Origin of the sequence: Klebsiella africana (genome assembly GCF_020526085.1) — a bacterium.
GTDB classification, from domain to species: Bacteria; Pseudomonadota; Gammaproteobacteria; order Enterobacterales; family Enterobacteriaceae; genus Klebsiella; species Klebsiella africana.
In genome coordinates, this window is record NZ_CP084874.1 from 1,346,275 (window position 1) to 1,362,113 (window position 15,839).

General features: G+C 56.1%; 16 protein-coding genes. 8 read left to right on the forward strand and 8 right to left on the reverse strand.

Features of this window, described 5'->3' with window-relative positions:
- Nucleotide 1: 1 nt before the first annotated feature.
- The 3 genes from ppk1 to purM all read right to left on the reverse strand — a co-directional run bounded on the left by ppk1 (nucleotide 2) and on the right by purM (nucleotide 3,917).
- A complete protein-coding gene (ppk1, locus tag LGL98_RS06535; protein WP_002913838.1) occupies nucleotides 2–2,062 on the reverse strand; it encodes a polyphosphate kinase 1 in 2,061 nt (686 codons plus the stop codon).
- Nucleotides 2,063–2,241: 179 nt separating this feature from the next.
- Nucleotides 2,242–2,883, reverse strand: a complete 642-nt coding sequence (gene purN / locus LGL98_RS06540) for a phosphoribosylglycinamide formyltransferase (protein ID WP_136029989.1) — start codon at nucleotides 2,881–2,883, stop codon at nucleotides 2,242–2,244.
- A complete protein-coding gene (purM, locus tag LGL98_RS06545; RefSeq protein ID WP_008803825.1) occupies nucleotides 2,880–3,917 on the reverse strand; it encodes a phosphoribosylformylglycinamidine cyclo-ligase in 1,038 nt (345 codons plus the stop codon). Before purM ends, purN begins: the two co-directional genes overlap by 4 nt.
- Nucleotides 3,918–4,181: 264 nt before the next feature.
- Between purM and bglK the strand changes: the two genes are divergently transcribed.
- From bglK to LGL98_RS06570, 5 genes are all read left to right on the forward strand, one after another.
- Nucleotides 4,182–5,075 carry a beta-glucoside kinase BglK gene (bglK, locus tag LGL98_RS06550; RefSeq protein ID WP_136029987.1) on the forward strand — a complete coding sequence of 298 codons (894 nt, stop codon included), beginning with the start codon at nucleotides 4,182–4,184 and terminating at the stop codon, nucleotides 5,073–5,075.
- Nucleotides 5,076–5,084: 9 nt separating this feature from the next.
- A complete protein-coding gene (locus LGL98_RS06555; RefSeq protein WP_136029986.1) occupies nucleotides 5,085–6,518 on the forward strand; it encodes a 6-phospho-beta-glucosidase in 1,434 nt (477 codons plus the stop codon).
- A 216-nt stretch (nucleotides 6,519–6,734) separates the two neighbouring features.
- The gene (upp, locus tag LGL98_RS06560; protein ID WP_002913827.1) at nucleotides 6,735–7,361 is read left to right on the forward strand and encodes a uracil phosphoribosyltransferase; all 627 of its coding nucleotides are present in this window, start codon (nucleotides 6,735–6,737) and stop codon (nucleotides 7,359–7,361) included.
- A gap of 86 nt (nucleotides 7,362–7,447) precedes the next feature.
- The gene (uraA, locus tag LGL98_RS06565; protein WP_136029984.1) at nucleotides 7,448–8,734 is read left to right on the forward strand and encodes a uracil permease; all 1,287 of its coding nucleotides are present in this window, start codon (nucleotides 7,448–7,450) and stop codon (nucleotides 8,732–8,734) included.
- Between the two features lie 98 nt (nucleotides 8,735–8,832).
- Nucleotides 8,833–9,534 (forward strand): DnaA inactivator Hda, encoded by a 702-nt coding sequence (locus tag LGL98_RS06570; RefSeq protein WP_020947395.1) that lies wholly within the window; start codon nucleotides 8,833–8,835, stop codon nucleotides 9,532–9,534.
- On the opposite strand, the gene LGL98_RS06575 is transcribed toward LGL98_RS06570, so the two are convergent.
- The 3 genes from LGL98_RS06575 to bepA all read right to left on the reverse strand — a co-directional run bounded on the left by LGL98_RS06575 (nucleotide 9,531) and on the right by bepA (nucleotide 12,413).
- Nucleotides 9,531–10,454, reverse strand: coding sequence for an Rpn family recombination-promoting nuclease/putative transposase (locus LGL98_RS06575; protein WP_136029983.1), 924 nt, complete (start codon nucleotides 10,452–10,454; stop codon nucleotides 9,531–9,533). The two genes, LGL98_RS06570 and LGL98_RS06575, sit on opposite strands and share 4 nt — an antisense overlap.
- A gap of 126 nt (nucleotides 10,455–10,580) precedes the next feature.
- Nucleotides 10,581–10,940 carry an arsenate reductase (glutaredoxin) gene (arsC, locus tag LGL98_RS06580; RefSeq protein WP_136029981.1) on the reverse strand — a complete coding sequence of 120 codons (360 nt, stop codon included), beginning with the start codon at nucleotides 10,938–10,940 and terminating at the stop codon, nucleotides 10,581–10,583.
- A 9-nt stretch (nucleotides 10,941–10,949) separates the two neighbouring features.
- Complete coding sequence (gene bepA / locus LGL98_RS06585) at nucleotides 10,950–12,413, reverse strand: beta-barrel assembly-enhancing protease (RefSeq protein ID WP_136029979.1); 1,464 nt, start codon at nucleotides 12,411–12,413, stop codon at nucleotides 10,950–10,952.
- A 51-nt stretch (nucleotides 12,414–12,464) separates the two neighbouring features.
- Between bepA and LGL98_RS06590 the strand changes: the two genes are divergently transcribed.
- Both LGL98_RS06590 and LGL98_RS06595 read left to right on the forward strand, forming a co-directional pair.
- Nucleotides 12,465–12,581: a hypothetical protein gene (locus LGL98_RS06590; protein ID WP_168435230.1), complete on the forward strand. Its 117-nt coding sequence runs from the start codon at nucleotides 12,465–12,467 to the stop codon at nucleotides 12,579–12,581.
- Nucleotides 12,582–12,635: 54 nt separating this feature from the next.
- Nucleotides 12,636–13,700 (forward strand): AI-2E family transporter, encoded by a 1,065-nt coding sequence (locus tag LGL98_RS06595; RefSeq protein ID WP_004201933.1) that lies wholly within the window; start codon nucleotides 12,636–12,638, stop codon nucleotides 13,698–13,700.
- Between the two features lie 61 nt (nucleotides 13,701–13,761).
- Here LGL98_RS06595 and bcp read toward each other — a convergent pair whose 3' ends face one another.
- Nucleotides 13,762–14,232: a thioredoxin-dependent thiol peroxidase gene (gene bcp, locus LGL98_RS06600; protein WP_136029978.1), complete on the reverse strand. Its 471-nt coding sequence runs from the start codon at nucleotides 14,230–14,232 to the stop codon at nucleotides 13,762–13,764.
- A 3-nt stretch (nucleotides 14,233–14,235) separates the two neighbouring features.
- Nucleotides 14,236–14,802: a glycine cleavage system transcriptional repressor gene (locus LGL98_RS06605; protein WP_168435227.1), complete on the reverse strand. Its 567-nt coding sequence runs from the start codon at nucleotides 14,800–14,802 to the stop codon at nucleotides 14,236–14,238.
- Between the two features lie 153 nt (nucleotides 14,803–14,955).
- On the opposite strand from LGL98_RS06605, the gene dapA reads away from it, so the two are divergent.
- Entirely contained in the window at nucleotides 14,956–15,834 is an 879-nt protein-coding gene (dapA, locus tag LGL98_RS06610) for a 4-hydroxy-tetrahydrodipicolinate synthase (RefSeq protein ID WP_136029974.1), read from the forward strand.
- Nucleotides 15,835–15,839: the final 5 nt, after the last annotated feature.

Here is a 15,839-nt window from a genome sequence, read left to right on the forward strand (position 1 = left end):
GTTAGTCGGGTTGTTCGAGTGATTTGAGATAATCGTAAATCGCCATTTGTGCGCGTACTTTACGGCGATTGCCGCGCGGCACATAGCGATTACTCAGTTCTTTATCAAGATAGCGCGCTTTTACCGTATCGTTGAACAGGATATCAAAAATATCCAGCACCCGCTGCTTCAGACGTGGGTCAAGCAGGGGAGCGGCAACTTCAATACGATAATCAATATTTCGCGTCATCCAGTCGGCAGAGGAGAGCCAGACCTGTTTATCGCCACCGTTTTCAAAACAGTAGACCCGGTCGTGCTCGAGGAAACGGTCCACAATACTGATGACGCGGATATTTTCGCTGATACCTTCCAGGCCAGGGATCAGCGAGCACATGCCGCGGATCAGCAGATTAACCGGCACGCCGGAGCTGGAGGCAGCGTAGAGTCTGTCCACCAGACCTTTATCCACCAGATTGTTCAGCTTCAGCGTAATTCCGGACGGCTGCCCGTTCTGCGCATTGGCGATCTCGCGGTCAATCATCTCATACAGCAGACGGCGCGAGTTCTGCGGCGACACCAGCAGGTAATCGAAGCTGACCGGGCGGTAGGGGTTTTCAATAAAGTTAAACACCCGGCGGACTTCATTGGTAATGCGCGCATCGGCGGTTAACAGCGAATAGTCGGTGTAGATCCGCGCCGTCTTCTCGTTGAAGTTACCGGTACCGATGTGGGCGTAGCGCACCACCTCATCACCTTCTTTACGCGAGATAAGGAACAGCTTGGCGTGGATCTTCAGACCCGGCGCGGAGAAGATCACGTGGACGCCCGCTTCCGTCAGGCGTTTCGCCCAGTGAATGTTGGCCTCTTCGTCAAAACGCGCCTGCAGCTCCACCACCACGGTGACTTTTTTGCCGTTGTGAGCGGCGTGGATCATCGCGTCGATGATGCGCGAATCCTTGGCTACGCGGTAGATATTGATTTTGATCGCCAGTACGCTGGGATCGAACGAGGCCTGGCGCAGCAGCTCAAGCACGTGCTCAAAAGTGTGATAGGGATAGTAGAGCAGCACATCGCGTTCGCGGATGGCGTCAAAGCCGTTGCGGAATTTATCAAACCACAGATGACGCAGGCGCGGCATGGGTTTATTAACCAGATTGGCCTTACCGACGTTCGGGAAACCGATAAAGTCTTTAAAGTTGTGGTAACGGCCGCCCGGCAGCATCGAGTCGTAGTTGGAAATGGAGAGCTTATCGCGCAGCATTTCGACCATCGCATCCGGCATATCGCGCTGGTAGACAAAGCGAACCGGCTCGGCGGTCAGGCGCTGCTTGAGGCTGGAGGACATCAGCTCCATCAGGCTCGACTCCATCTCATGCACCAGATCGTACTCGGCGTCACGGGTCATTTTCATCGAGTAGGCGTTCAGCGCATCGTAATCGAAGAAGCCTTTAAAGATATCATCCAGGCAATAACGCAGGATGTTATCCAACAGGATCATTGGCTTACGGCGGCGAGGCGCCTCCGGCGGCAGGTTTACGAAGCGCGGCACTTTGTCTGACGGAATTTCCAGCAGGGCATAGTTGATGTTTTCCCCGCGGATAATCTCCACCGCCAGATAGGTGTAATCATCTTTCAGGAACTGCACGAGGTCCGTTTCGCGGTTAATCAGGATCGGCGAGATGTGCTGACGCAAATACTGTTTGAAGTAGTTGCGCAGCCAGGCCTGCTGATTGACAGACAGCTGGCGCTCGTTGATCAGGAAGATCTGGTTACGCGCCATCTCCAGCAGCAGTTCGTTGTACAGACTATCGAATTCCTGGTCGGCCTTGAGAACGCGGGCCTGAATTTTGCCTAACAGATGGCGAGAATGGGCGGTACTGCCTTGTTCTTCACTGATAATAATCCGCCGCTTAAGCTCAGCGAAGCGCACTTTGTAAAATTCATCAAGGTTGTTGGAGTAGATCCCCAGAAAGCGCATGCGCTCAATCAGCGGGTTACTCTTGTCCGCCGCTTCCTGCAGCACGCGCTCGTTAAAAGACAACCAGCTGAGTTCTTTTTCGATGTATAGCTTTTCCTGGCCCATTACCGCTCACACTCCGTTTTACTCACAGGACGTAGACTATTATGACGAATTTTTCTGCATAGCGATTTACTGTGTCACAACAATATGACAGTAAGAAGAAATATTTCCGTGAGATGATTGATTAATAAACAATTTTAATTAAAAAAAAGCCCCGCGACAGGAAAAGGCGGGGCTGTTGTTCATTCTTCAGCGGCATAGCCCTGGGGGGGAAGCTGTCGTTCATCCAGCCAGGCGTGGTTGCCTGCCATGCGCAGACGTCCCTCGACAAACCAGCTTATCACCAGCGGATAAATAGCATGTTCCTGGGTCTGAACCCGCGCCGTCACCTCATCTTCGCTGTCGCCAGCGAAGACCGGCACTTTGGCCTGCAGAATAACTGGACCGCCGTCGAGCTCATCGGTGACGAAATGCACCGAGGTGCCGTGCTCCTCATCACCGTTTTCCAGCACCTGACGATGAGTATGCAGGCCAGGATACTTCGGCAGTAATGAGGGATGGATGTTCAGCAGACGTCCCTGATAGTGGCTGACGAACGCCGGGCTCAGGATACGCATATAACCCGCCAGCACCACCAGATCCGGGGCGTAGGCGTCGATTTCATGCATCAGCTGACGATCGAAGGATTCCCGGTCGGCAAACTGACTTTGCGCCAGCGCGTGGGCCGGGATGCCGGCCGCGCGCGCGCGCTCAAGGCCAAACGCATCGGCCTTGTTACTGAATACCGCACGCAGGGTGCCGTTTATCTGTTTCCGGCTGCAGGCGTCGATGATCGCCTGTAGATTGCTACCGCTACCGGAAATCAGCACCACGATGTTTTTCATGCAATGACCACACGCTGTTCGGAATCGGAGGCTTTGATATACCCGATTTTCCACGCGTTTTCACCTTTCTCGTTCAGCAGGGCAATGGCCTTGTCCGCTTCCGCTGCCGGCAGGGCGATTACCATCCCCACGCCGCAGTTAAAGGTACGATACATTTCATGCTGGCTGACGTTACCGGCGGTTTGCAGCCAGTTGAAGACCGACGGCCACTGCCAGGAAGATTCATCAATGATCGCCTGGGTGTTGTCCGGTAAGACGCGCGGGATGTTTTCCCAGAAGCCGCCGCCGGTCAGGTGAGCGATAGCGTGGACGTCAACGCTGGCGATCAGGTCGAGCACCGATTTTACATAGATGCGGGTCGGCGCCAGCAGATGGTCGGCCAGCGGTTTGCCGTCAAGGTCGGTGGTCTGCGGGTCAACGCCGCTAACCTCAATGATCTTACGCACCAGTGAATAGCCGTTAGAGTGCGGGCCGCTGGACGCCAGCGCCACCAGCACGTCGCCGTCGGCCACTTTGCTGCCGTCGATGATTTCTGATTTTTCCACCACCCCGACGCAGAAACCCGCTACGTCGTAATCTTCACCGTGATACATCCCCGGCATCTCAGCGGTTTCACCCCCGACCAGCGCGCAACCGGACTGCAGGCAGCCTTCGGCGATGCCGTTAATGACGCTGGCTGCGGTATCGACGTCCAGCTTACCGGTGGCGTAATAATCCAGGAAAAACAGCGGCTCAGCGCCCTGAACCACCAGGTCGTTCACGCACATGGCGACCAGGTCGATGCCGATGGTGTCGTGACGCTTCAGATCCATTGCCAGACGCAGCTTGGTACCGACGCCGTCGGTGCCGGAGACCAGTACCGGCTCGCGGTATTTCTGCGGCAGTGCGCACAGCGCGCCGAATCCGCCCAGTCCACCCATCACTTCCGGGCGACGGGTTTTCTTCACCACGCCCTTAATACGGTCGACGAGAGCGTTGCCTGCATCAATATCCACGCCGGCATCTTTATAGCTGAGAGAGGTTTTATCGGTCACTGCGAAGTCTCCACGCGTTTGCGGTAAGCAAGAAAAATCGGCGCAATTCTAACAGGGAAAGCAAACGTTTGCGAGCCTGCTTTACAGTCGGCGTAAAACAGCCGGGAGATGGTCAAATTTGATACTGCTCACGAAAATGAAACCGGGTACAGCCTTGTGCTTGCCTCCGCGTTGAGGAATCCTCATCATATCAATGAAACCGGTTTCTTTCTTTGATTTGCCGCGCGTTAGGTCGGTTATTTATGCATGCCGGGGGAGGGATGAATGGATATTGCGGCATTTGATATTGGTGGCACCGCGTTAAAAATGGGCGTGATGACCCGCGACGGCAGGTTGCTGGAAACGGCGAAACAGTCAATCAATGACAGCGATGGCGATCATATCTTACAGGCAATGCTGTCGTGGCTGGCGGCCCACCCGTCGTGTGAAGGGGTAGCCATCAGCGCGCCGGGCTATGTCGATCCGCACAGCGGCTTTATTACCATGGGCGGTGCTATTCGTCGATTTGATAATTTCGCCATGAAAGCATGGCTGGAAGCCCGGACCGGACTGCCGGTCTCAGTTGAAAACGATGCCAACTGTGTGCTGCTGGCCGAGCGCTGGCAGGGCAAAGCGGCGGAAATGGCCAATTTTCTGGTGCTCACCATTGGCACCGGCATTGGTGGCGCGATTTATTGCCACCACCAGCTAGTGCATGGGGCGCGTTTTCGTGCCGGTGAATTCGGCTACATGCTAACCGACCGTCCCGGCGGACGCGATCCTCGTCGCTATTCGATGAATGAGAACTGCACTCTCAGAGTGCTGCGCCATCGCTATGCGCAACATATCGGCGCGCCGCTGGAGAGCGTGACAGGCGAAATGATTTTTGACCGCTATGACGCCGGCGACCCGGTTTGCCAGCGTCTGGTCGCCGAGTTCTTCAATGGCCTGGGCCACGGCCTATATAACCTCGTCAATATCTTCGATCCGCAGACCATTTTTATCGGCGGCGGCATTGTGGAACGTCCCGGATTTCTGGCGCTGCTGCGCCAGCATCTGGCCTGGTTCGGCATTGCCGACTATCTCGATACCGTCAGTCACGGCAACGATGCCGGCCTGATTGGCGCGGTTTACCATTTCAATCAGCAGTATCGTTCGCCTGGCGACGATCGACATTAGGGAGAGACTATGTCCGGATTTAAAGCAGGGTTTCTGTGGGGCGGCGCGGTCGCAGCGCATCAGTTAGAGGGCGGCTGGCAGGAGGGCGGTAAGGGGATCAGCGTGGCGGATGTGATGACCGCCGGCGCCCACGGCGTGCCGCGTGAAATTACCGACGGCGTGGTGGCGGGGAAAAACTACCCGAACCATGAGGCGATCGATTTTTATCATCGTTATCCGCAGGACCTGGCGCTGTTTGCCGAGATGGGCTTCAAATGTTTTCGCACCTCGATTGCCTGGACGCGTATTTTCCCACAAGGCGATGAGCTGGAGCCGAACGAGGCTGGCCTGCAGTTTTACGATGATCTGTTCGACGAATGCCTGAAACTCGGCATTGAGCCAGTGATTACGCTGTCGCATTTTGAAATGCCTTATCACCTGGTCACCAAGTACGGCGGCTGGCGTAACCGCAAGCTAATCGACTTTTTCGTGCGCTTTGCCAGGGTCGTCTTCAGCCGCTATCAACATAAAGTGAAGTACTGGATGACCTTTAACGAGATCAACAACCAGGCCAACTTCCATGAGGACTTTGCCCCCTTCACCAACTCTGGGCTGAAATATTTGCCAGGTGAAGACAGGGAGCCGGTAATGTACCAGGCCGCGCACTATGAGCTGGTGGCCAGCGCCCTGGCGGTAAAAGCGGCGCGCGAGATCAACCCGGCGCTGCAGATTGGCTGCATGATCGCTATGTGTCCGATCTACCCGCTGACCTGCGCGCCGGACGATATGATGATGGCGATGAACGCCATGCACCGTCGTTACTGGTTCACCGACGTCCACGTGCGCGGTCGCTACCCGCAGCATTTGCTCAACTATTTTGCCCGCCGCGGCTTTACCCTCGATATCACCGAAGCCGATCGCCAGGCGCTAACCGAGGGCTGTGTCGACTACATTGGTTTTAGCTACTATATGTCGTTTGCCACCAAAGCCACTGCAGATAACCCCTTGCTCGATTATGATGAAACCACCAGCCTGGTCTCCAACCCGTACGTCAAAAAGTCGGACTGGGGCTGGCAGATTGACCCGGTCGGCCTGCGCTATTCGCTGAACTGGTTCTGGGATCACTACCAGCTGCCGCTGTTTATTGTCGAAAACGGTTTTGGCGCAATTGATGTCCGCGAAGCGGACGGCAGCGTCAATGACCAGTATCGCATCGATTATCTTTCTGCCCATATCGCGGAGATGAAAAAGGCGGTGGTCGAGGATGGCGTCGACCTGATGGGCTACACTCCGTGGGGCTGCATCGATCTGGTTTCCGCCGGCACGGGGGAAATGAAAAAACGCTACGGCTTCATTTATGTCGATAAAGATAATGAAGGGAATGGCACGCTGGCCCGTAGCCGGAAAAAGTCGTTTGCCTGGTATCAGCAGGTGATTGCCAGCAACGGGGAGAACCTGTCGTAGTCGGGTGGCGCTAACGCTTAACCGACCTACAATACACGTAGGCCCGCGTAAGCGTATGGACTGCACCCGCAGCTAAGCCGGAGCCTCGCCTCCGGTTTTTTTGTCTCTAAATCACTTTGCTTGATATACGTCAAGCAAGATGGGTATGGCCTAATCCGAAAAAAGCGGTATAATCCCGCGATTTTTTTTGTGGCTGCCCCTCAGAGGAGAAAGAGAATGAAGATTGTGGAAGTCAAACACCCACTCGTCAAACACAAGCTGGGCCTGATGCGCGAGCATGACATCAGCACCAAACGCTTCCGTGAACTCGCCTCAGAAGTGGGCAGCTTACTGACTTATGAAGCCACCGCCGATCTGGAGACTGAGAAAGTCACTATTGAAGGCTGGAACGGTCCGGTGGAAGTCGAGCAGATCAAGGGCAAGAAAATTACCGTTGTGCCAATCCTGCGCGCCGGCCTCGGCATGATGGAAGGGGTGCTGGAGCACGTGCCGAGCGCACGTATTAGCGTGGTCGGTATCTATCGCAACGAAGAAACCCTCGAGCCGGTGCCTTACTTCCAGAAGCTGGTGTCCAACATCGATGAGCGTATGGCGCTGGTCGTTGACCCGATGCTGGCCACCGGTGGATCGATGATCGCCACAATCGATCTGCTGAAAAACGCTGGCTGCACCAGCATCAAGGTGCTGGTGCTGGTGGCGGCGCCGGAAGGGATTGCCGCGCTGGAGAAAGCGCACCCGGACGTTGAGCTGTACACCGCCTCTGTCGATAAGGGGCTGAATGAGCATGGATACATCATTCCCGGTCTCGGCGATGCCGGCGACAAGATTTTTGGAACGAAATAATCGAATAACGATAAATAAGCCGACTTTGAGAGTCGGCTTTTTTTTGAATAAAACACACATAACTAACCATCTCAGAGGAAAACATTATGACGCGCCGTGCTATCGGGGTGAGTGAAAGACCGCCGCTTTTACAGACTATCCCGCTTAGTTTGCAGCACCTGTTCGCCATGTTTGGCGCAACGGTCCTGGTGCCTATTCTGTTCCACATTAACCCGGCCACCGTCCTGCTGTTCAACGGCATCGGTACGCTGTTGTACCTCTTTATCTGTAAAGGCAAAATTCCCGCGTATCTCGGATCGAGTTTCGCCTTTATCTCCCCGGTGCTGCTGCTGTTGCCGCTGGGCTACGAAGTGGCGCTGGGCGGTTTTATTATGTGCGGCGTGCTGTTCTGCATCGTCTCCTTTATTGTCAAAAAAGCCGGTACCGGCTGGCTGGACGTGATGTTCCCGCCGGCGGCGATGGGCGCCATCGTGGCGGTTATCGGCCTCGAACTGGCGGGTGTGGCGGCTAATATGGCCGGGCTGCTGCCGGCCGACGGCCAGTCACCGGACAGTAAAACCATTATTATCTCGATGGTGACCCTGGCGGTGACGGTGTTCGGCTCCGTGCTGTTCCGCGGCTTCCTGGCAATTATCCCGATCCTGATCGGCGTGCTGGTGGGCTATGCGCTGTCGTTTGTGATGGGCGTGGTCGATACCACCCCGATCGCCGAGGCGCACTGGTTCGCGCTGCCGACTTTCTACACCCCGCGCTTTGAGTGGTTTGCTATCTTCACCATTCTGCCTGCCGCGCTGGTGGTAATTGCTGAGCACGTGGGGCACCTGGTGGTGACCGCCAATATCGTTAAGCGCGATCTGATCCGCGACCCGGGCCTGCATCGTTCGATGTTTGCCAACGGCCTGTCGACGATCGTTTCCGGCTTCTTCGGTTCGACGCCCAACACCACCTACGGGGAAAATATCGGCGTGATGGCGATTACCCGGGTCTACAGCTCCTGGGTTATCGGCGGCGCGGCGATCATTGCGATTCTGCTCTCCTGCGTCGGCAAACTGGCGGCGGCTATCCAGATCATCCCGGTGCCGGTGATGGGCGGCGTGTCTCTGCTGCTGTACGGGGTGATCGGCGCCTCGGGGATCCGCGTACTGATTGAATCGAAAGTGGATTACAGTAAAGCGCAGAATCTGATCCTCACCTCCGTGATCCTGATCATCGGTGTTAGCGGCGCTAAAGTGCACATTGGCGCAGCCGAGCTGAAAGGGATGGCGCTGGCGACCATCGTGGGCATCGCGCTCAGCCTGATTTTCAAGCTTATCAGTGTCCTGCGTCCGGAAGAGGTGGTCCTCGACGCGGCGGATAGCGAAGAGGTTAAATAACGATCTCCTGACCGGGCGGCGATCCCGCCCGGTTCTCTCCGGACCTAAATCTGTGGTAAACTCTTCGCGTTTTTCTGTAAGCCTATGTTGAGGTCCATCTGAACGCACCGGCACAGCTCTCTTTGCCACTGTATCTTCCTGACGACGAAACCTTCGCGAGTTTCTGGCCGGGTGATAATCCTTCCCTACTTGCTGCCCTCCAGAACGTACTACGCCAGGAACACAGTGGGTACATTTATATCTGGTCACGTGAAGGGGCAGGTCGCAGCCACCTGTTACACGCCGCCTGCGCGGAACTTTCCCAGCGCGGGGATGCGGTGGGCTACGTGCCGCTGGATAAACGGACGTGGTTTGTGCCGGAGGTGCTGGAGGGGATGGAACAGCTGGCGCTGGTCTGCATTGATAATATCGAGTGCGTCGCCGGCGATGAGCCATGGGAGATGGCTATCTTTAATCTCTACAACCGGATCCTGGAATCAGGCAAAACCCGGCTGCTGATCACCGGCGATCGACCGCCGCGACAGTTGAATCTTGGCCTGCCGGATCTCGCCTCACGACTGGACTGGGGGCAAATCTACAAGCTGCAGCCGCTGTCCGATGAAGACAAACTGCAGGCGCTGCAGCTGCGCGCCAGACTTCGCGGCTTCGAAATGCCGGAAGACGTGTGCCGCTTCTTGCTAAAGCGACTGGATCGCGAGATGCGCTCGCTGTTTATGACCCTCGACCAGCTGGATCATGCGTCAATTACCGCTCAGCGCAAGCTGACCATCCCCTTCGTGAAAGAGATCCTTAAGCTCTAGTCTGCCTGGGGGGCTAGCTCCTGCTCCGTCAACCCGGTTAACCGGGCGACCAGGTCGTGCGGAAGGCCGCTGTGCAGCATGGCGACAGCGATACGCTGCGCCTCTTCTTTTCGGCCTTCCTGACGACCTTCCTGACGGCCTTGCGCCAGGCCCCGCTCCAGCCCTTGTTGTTCCAGATATTCCGCAATCGTCATCAACGTCTCCTTGTGCTGCGGCGTACGTAACGCCAGTTCGCGAATGAACTTGATTGGCTCGCGCGTATTGCCTGCCTGTACCAGATAGTGCATCAGGGCTTGTACCTGCGATTGCGTCGCCAGTCCAGTCAATAATAATTCGCTGAGTTTGTCGAGGAGCTGCGCCAGATCGCGTTGTCGAATATGTTTTTGCAGTAACTCCAGCGTCGCCATGCGCTGGTGGGTGGCAATATCGTCATCCGGAATAACGGTAATGTCCGCCAGCGGAAATGCGTCGTGATAAAGGCGGCTGGCCAGTTCCGGGGCGGCGAATTCATCGAGCCAGCGAAGAGAGAATGGATAAGGGCTTACCAGGCCATGGTAGAAGAGGACAGGGATCACCAGCGGCAGGCGATCGTGGCCGGCATCGAGATGGCGCTGCATGGCGGCAATGGCGTAGCGCATCAGACGAAAGGCCATATGCCGGTCGGGCGTGCTCTGGTGTTCGATCAGCGCATAAATATAGCCATCTCCCGCCGTGGTTTTCAGGGAATACAAAATGTCGGCATAAAAAGGACGCAGATCGTCTTCGACAAAATGCCCGGACTCGAGATGCAGCGTACGCAGATCGCACACCTCAAGCAGCGTCTTGGGCAGATACAGTTGCAGGAAATCGCGGGCGGTATCGGGATGGGAGAGATAGGTTTTAAATACAGCGTCATGGGGCGTGGGGGTCGGTTTTTTCATGTTCATCCGTCCAGTGGATTGAGCGATGGATAAACAGTAGCACTGCCCGGCAGGCAGGGGGGAACGGCGTAAAAGATCTGGAATCGGCCACGTAAAAAAGCGCCGCGAAAGCGCGGCGCAGGTGGGTTAGCTTACGATCTCAAGGACCTGCTCCGGCGGCCGGCCAATGCGCGCCTGGCCGCGGCTGACGACGATCGGGCGTTCGATGAGCTTAGGGTTATCGACCATCGCCTGAATCAGCGCCGCGTCGCTGAGCGCCTGGTCGGCCAGATTGAGCGATTTGTACAGCTCCTCCTTCTGGCGCATGAGCTCGCGGGGGCTCTCCATACCCAACAGCTGCAGCAGCTGGCGCAGCGTATCGGCATCAGGCGGTGTGTCGAGATAGAGCACCACCTCGGGATCGATGCCGTGACTCTGCAGCAGGCTCAGCGTTTCGCGACTCTTGGAGCAGCGTGGGTTATGGTAAATTTTTACCGCGTCGGTCATGAGGTCTCCTTACATTTTTTGATAGGGACGGAAGCGAGCCTGCAGATCGCGTAGCTGATCGATACGGGCATCGTAACGTGCCTGCTGCAGGCTACCGAGTTTCACCTGCGAACTGGCGCTGCTGAGCAGGGAAATCGCCTGCCCCAGCTGGCCGACCAGCGCCATGCTTTCTGCCCGCGCCGCCAGCTCCTGGTCACGATTGCCCAGCGCGCCTTCCGCCTGAGCCAGCAGATCCCAGCCGTTGCCATCCTCTTTATAGGTAAAGGTATACCGATTCAGAATGGTCGCCGCTTCCCCGGGTTGTCCGCCCTGCAGCAGGGCATTGGCCAGGTTCAGCTGCAGCACCGGATTAGTACGTAGCTCGCGCGCGTTTTTAAGGCGATTGATGGCGTCGCTGGTTTTCTTCTGTCCGAGGTCGATATCGGTGGCCAGATCGAGATACCAGGCATTTTGCGGGTCGGCGCTGAGCAGCGGCTGCAGCGTTTTGCGTGCCTGGTCAAAGTTATTGCTTTCCATCGCCAGCAGGGCGCGGCCATACTGGGCGGCATGCTGCTGACGGATATTGCCCTTATCCCAGGCGCTCAGCAGATCGGTGCCCAGCTTGTTGTCGCCGTTGGTGTACATCCCGAGGGTGCGCGCCTTCGCCAGATAGAAGTCTGCCGAGGACTGCACCACCACCGGGCGCATCTGGTTGGCGCGGTTACGGGCATCGGCCAGCCGGCTTTCCGGCAGGGGGTGGGTGAGCAGCATTTCCGGTGGCCGCGTCGAGTAGCGCGACTCATCAAGCAGTTTACCCATAAACATCGGCATGGCCTGCGGGTCGAATCCCGAGCGTTGCAGAACCTGAATACCAATCCGGTCGGCTTCTTCTTCATTTTGTCGGGTGAAGCTGATCATGCCCTGCTGGGTGCCGGCCAGCGTGCCGGTCAGGGCCGCCATCCCGGCCTGCGGGCTGGCCATCGCCAGCAGAATTGAACCCAGCGCGCCGACCCAGGTCAGCGGCGCATTGCGCTTTTGATCTTCCATTGCGCGAGCGAGATGCCGCTGCGTCACGTGGGAAATTTCGTGCGCCATGACGGAAGCCAGTTCGCTCTCGTTATCGGAGTAGCGGAATAGGGCTGAGTGGAGGACCACGTTGCCGCCGAAGAAGGCGAAGGCGTTGATCTGGTCGTTATTAATCAAATAGAAGTGGAACGGGGTGCGTACCGAATTGGCGTGCGCCACCAGACGCATACCCAACCCGTTGATATATTGCACCAGCAGAGGGTCGTTGATCAGCGGCGCGCTGCCGCGCAGCTGGCGGACGTAGTAGTCTCCCATCTGCATTTCCTGACCAATTGACAGCGTGCTTCCTGCGGAGGTCCCCATGTCCGGCAGGGTATCTGCGGAGTCAGCAAAAGCAGGGCCTATTGAACCCAGCGTCAGCGACGCGATCACGGTCGCCACCAGCGTTTTCTTCAACTGCCTGAACATAACCTCTGTCCTGTAATGTAGGTGTGCCAGTTTGACCGATTGTGCGGCGTAATGTTCCCTGGCCGCATCCCAGCGAGTTTAGCTGGCGTTGGGCGCATTGAAAATATGTTCTTAATGGCGGAGGAAGGTTTGTCTGTGGCGCATCAAAAAGCGAAGTCTTTTTTGTGACATTTCGATACAATTCCCCGGATTGTCGCCGCGTTGCCCTTCAGGGAAGGTTTTATGCTTGAGATGTTAATGCAGTGGTACCGCCGTCGCTTCAGCGACCCTGAGGCGATAGCGCTGCTGGTTATTTTGCTTGCCGGTTTCGGCATCATGTTCTTTTTCAGCGGCCTGCTGGCCCCTCTACTGGTGGCTATCGTTCTGGCCTATCTGCTGGAGTGGCCGACGGTTCGTCTGGAACGAATAGGCCTGTCGCGCACCTGGGCGACCTCGCTGGTGCTGATCCTCTTTGTGGGCATCCTGCTGTTGCTGGCCTTTGTGGTGCTGCCGGTAGCCTGGCAGCAAGGGATCTACCTCATCCGCGATATGCCGGGCATGCTCAATAAGCTCTCTGATTTTGCCGCCACGCTGCCGCGGCGCTATCCGGCGTTAATGGATGCCGGCATTATCGATGCGATGGCGGAAAATATGCGCACCCGGATGCTGACGGTGGGTGACTCGGTAGTGAAATACTCTCTGGCCTCGCTGGTGGGGCTGCTCACCCTGGCGGTCTATCTGGTGCTGGTGCCGCTGATGGTTTTCTTCCTGCTGAAGGATAAAGAGCAGATGCTCAACGCGGTCCGTCGCGTGTTGCCGCGCAATCGCGGGCTCGCCGGGCAGGTATGGAAGGAGATGAACCAGCAGATCACCAATTACATTCGCGGTAAGGTGCTGGAGATGATTGTCGTCAGCGTCGCCACCTGGATAGGCTTTATTCTGTTTGGCCTCAACTACTCGCTGCTGTTGGCGGTGCTGGTGGGCTTCTCAGTGCTGATCCCCTATATCGGCGCGTTTGTGGTGACCATTCCGGTGGTGGGGGTGGCACTGTTTCAGTTTGGTGCTGGCACCGAGTTCTGGAGCCTGTTCGCGGTCTATCTGATTATCCAGGGGCTGGATGGTAACCTGCTGGTCCCGGTACTGTTTTCGGAAGCGGTGAATCTGCACCCGCTGGTGATTATCCTGTCGGTGGTGATCTTTGGCGGGCTGTGGGGATTCTGGGGCGTCTTCTTTGCTATTCCGCTGGCCACGTTGATTAAAGCGGTGGTGCATGCCTGGCCGGATGGTCTGGTGGTCGACGACGACTGACGTGTTCAGGACCAAAAAAGACGCCGGGCGAGGGCTTCCTCTCCCGGCGTCTTGCGTTGTATCAGGCGTTTTCTTTCAGCCAGTTCAGCACTACGTCGTGGTGATTGCTGGTTTTAAAGTCATCAAACACGTGTTCGATTTTGCCATCGGCGTCAACGAGGAAACTAATCCGGTGAATACCGTTGTAGGTTTTCCCCATAAAGGTTTTTTCGCCCCAGACGCCAAACTGCTCGCAAACCTGATGATCTTCATCAGACAGCAGCGTGAAATTCAGCAGCTCTTTTTCGGCGAAACGGGAGAGCTTTTCCGGTTTATCAGTGCTGATGCCCAACACTTCGACACCGGCTTTTTTCAATTCGTCCATATTATCGCGCAAGCCGCACGCCTGGACGGTGCAACCCGGGGTCATCGCTTTCGGGTAAAAATAAACCAGGACACGCTGTCCCTGGAAGTCGGTTAAATTTACTTCCTCGCCGTCCTGGTCCGGTAAGCTAAATTTCGGTGCGATATCACCGGCTTTCAGTGGGGTCATGGGTTAAACTCCATCCTGTTCATCATGCTGTGAATAATTAACGATGTTAATACTGCCTTGTGCGTTCAGTTCTGTACATAGGGCTTTGAACGCTTGTTCGATATTTGCTGCATTTTGCGTCGCAGGACTATGGGCGGTTATCTGGATAAAAAGCTGTGCACCATCGCCGTCTCCCGGCTGTGTGCGGGACACCAGTTCCGCGATATTCATATTCCATGTATCGCACAGGGCAGTGAAGCGCTCGATGATATGCGGTGAGTCCGGCACCTCAACCTGGACCCAAACAGTGTTTGGCATGGCCTGCGGCGGGCGCGCGGTGGTGCGCTTCATCACGATCAACAGCTCCAGCTCCGCGCCTTTCAGCGGCAGGGTTGATTCGATCAGGTTAATCGCATTCCACGACCCGGAAAGCAGCATAATAAACGTAAACTCATCACCGAGCATGGCCAGCCGGCTGTCTTCGATATTACAACCGCAGCTGCTGACGTGGCGAGTGATCGTGTTCACGATGCCGGGACGGTCAGCCCCCAGGGCGGTAATAACCAGATAGTGTTGTAATGAGGCTGTCAAACCTGTTCTTCCTTTAAAAAGGTGAGGTAACATTAGGAAAGCATAAAAAAAACCGCCATACAACATCCCTGATGGCGTCGGGTCTCTTGCTTTTATTACAGCTCCAAACGTAACATTGAGAATCTTGTCGCACTTCTGCTCTGAGGATGGCCCATGTTCACGGGAAGTATTGTAGCGCTTGTCACGCCGATGGATGAAAACGGTAATGTCTGCCGGACAAGCCTGAAAAAACTGATTGATTACCATGTCGCCAACGGAACCTCGGCGATCGTTTCGGTAGGGACTACCGGTGAATCCGCAACGCTGAGCCATGAAGAGCATGGCGACGTGGTGATGATGACTCTGGAACTGGCAGACGGGCGTATCCCGGTTATTGCCGGAACGGGAGCCAATGCAACCGCAGAGGCGATTAGCCTGACCAAACGTTTTAACGACAGCGGTGTTGTCGGCTGCCTGACGGTCACTCCTTATTATAACCGCCCGACCCAGGAAGGCCTGTTCCAGCACTTTAAAGCTATCTCCGAACATACTGACCTGCCGCAAATTCTGTATAATGTGCCGTCCCGTACCGGTTGCGATATGCTGCCGGAAACCGTTGGCCGTCTGGCGGAAATTAAAAATATTGTCGGTATTAAGGAAGCAACAGGGAACTTAAGTCGCGTTCACCAGATCAAAGAGCTGGTTTCAGACGACTTTATTCTGCTGAGCGGTGACGATGCGACCGGTATGGACTTCATGCAGCTCGGCGGCGTAGGCGTGATTTCTGTTACGGCCAACGTGGCGGCGCGCGAAATGGCCGACATGTGCCGTCTGGCGCTGGCGGGTCAATTTGCCGAAGCTCGTGCGATTAACCAGCGTCTGATGCCACTGCATACAAAATTATTTGTCGAACCCAATCCTATCCCGGTGAAATGGGGATGCAAGGCGTTGGGTCTTGTGGCGACCGATACGCTGCGCTTGCCGATGACGCCTATCACCGACCATGGTCGTGAAGCTGTCACCGCCGCGCTGAAGCATGCCGGTTTGCTGTAAAGTTT

What these genes read in the sequence shown, in the direction of transcription:
- ppk1 (WP_002913838.1), bottom strand. Translation starts at nt 2,062, where the DNA reads ATGGGCCAGGAAAAGCTATACATCGAAAAAGAACTCAGCTGGTTGTCT.
- purN (WP_136029989.1), bottom strand. Translation starts at nt 2,883, where the DNA reads ATGAAAAACATCGTGGTGCTGATTTCCGGTAGCGGTAGCAATCTACAG.
- bglK (WP_136029987.1), top strand. Translation starts at nt 4,182, where the DNA reads ATGGATATTGCGGCATTTGATATTGGTGGCACCGCGTTAAAAATGGGC.
- LGL98_RS06555 (WP_136029986.1), top strand. Translation starts at nt 5,085, where the DNA reads ATGTCCGGATTTAAAGCAGGGTTTCTGTGGGGCGGCGCGGTCGCAGCG.
- upp (WP_002913827.1), top strand. Translation starts at nt 6,735, where the DNA reads ATGAAGATTGTGGAAGTCAAACACCCACTCGTCAAACACAAGCTGGGC.
- uraA (WP_136029984.1), top strand. Translation starts at nt 7,448, where the DNA reads ATGACGCGCCGTGCTATCGGGGTGAGTGAAAGACCGCCGCTTTTACAG.
- LGL98_RS06575 (WP_136029983.1), bottom strand. Translation starts at nt 10,454, where the DNA reads ATGAAAAAACCGACCCCCACGCCCCATGACGCTGTATTTAAAACCTAT.
- arsC (WP_136029981.1), bottom strand. Translation starts at nt 10,940, where the DNA reads ATGACCGACGCGGTAAAAATTTACCATAACCCACGCTGCTCCAAGAGT.
- bepA (WP_136029979.1), bottom strand. Translation starts at nt 12,413, where the DNA reads ATGTTCAGGCAGTTGAAGAAAACGCTGGTGGCGACCGTGATCGCGTCG.
- LGL98_RS06590 (WP_168435230.1), top strand. Translation starts at nt 12,465, where the DNA reads ATGTTCCCTGGCCGCATCCCAGCGAGTTTAGCTGGCGTTGGGCGCATT.
- LGL98_RS06595 (WP_004201933.1), top strand. Translation starts at nt 12,636, where the DNA reads ATGCTTGAGATGTTAATGCAGTGGTACCGCCGTCGCTTCAGCGACCCT.
- bcp (WP_136029978.1), bottom strand. Translation starts at nt 14,232, where the DNA reads ATGACCCCACTGAAAGCCGGTGATATCGCACCGAAATTTAGCTTACCG.
- dapA (WP_136029974.1), top strand. Translation starts at nt 14,956, where the DNA reads ATGTTCACGGGAAGTATTGTAGCGCTTGTCACGCCGATGGATGAAAAC.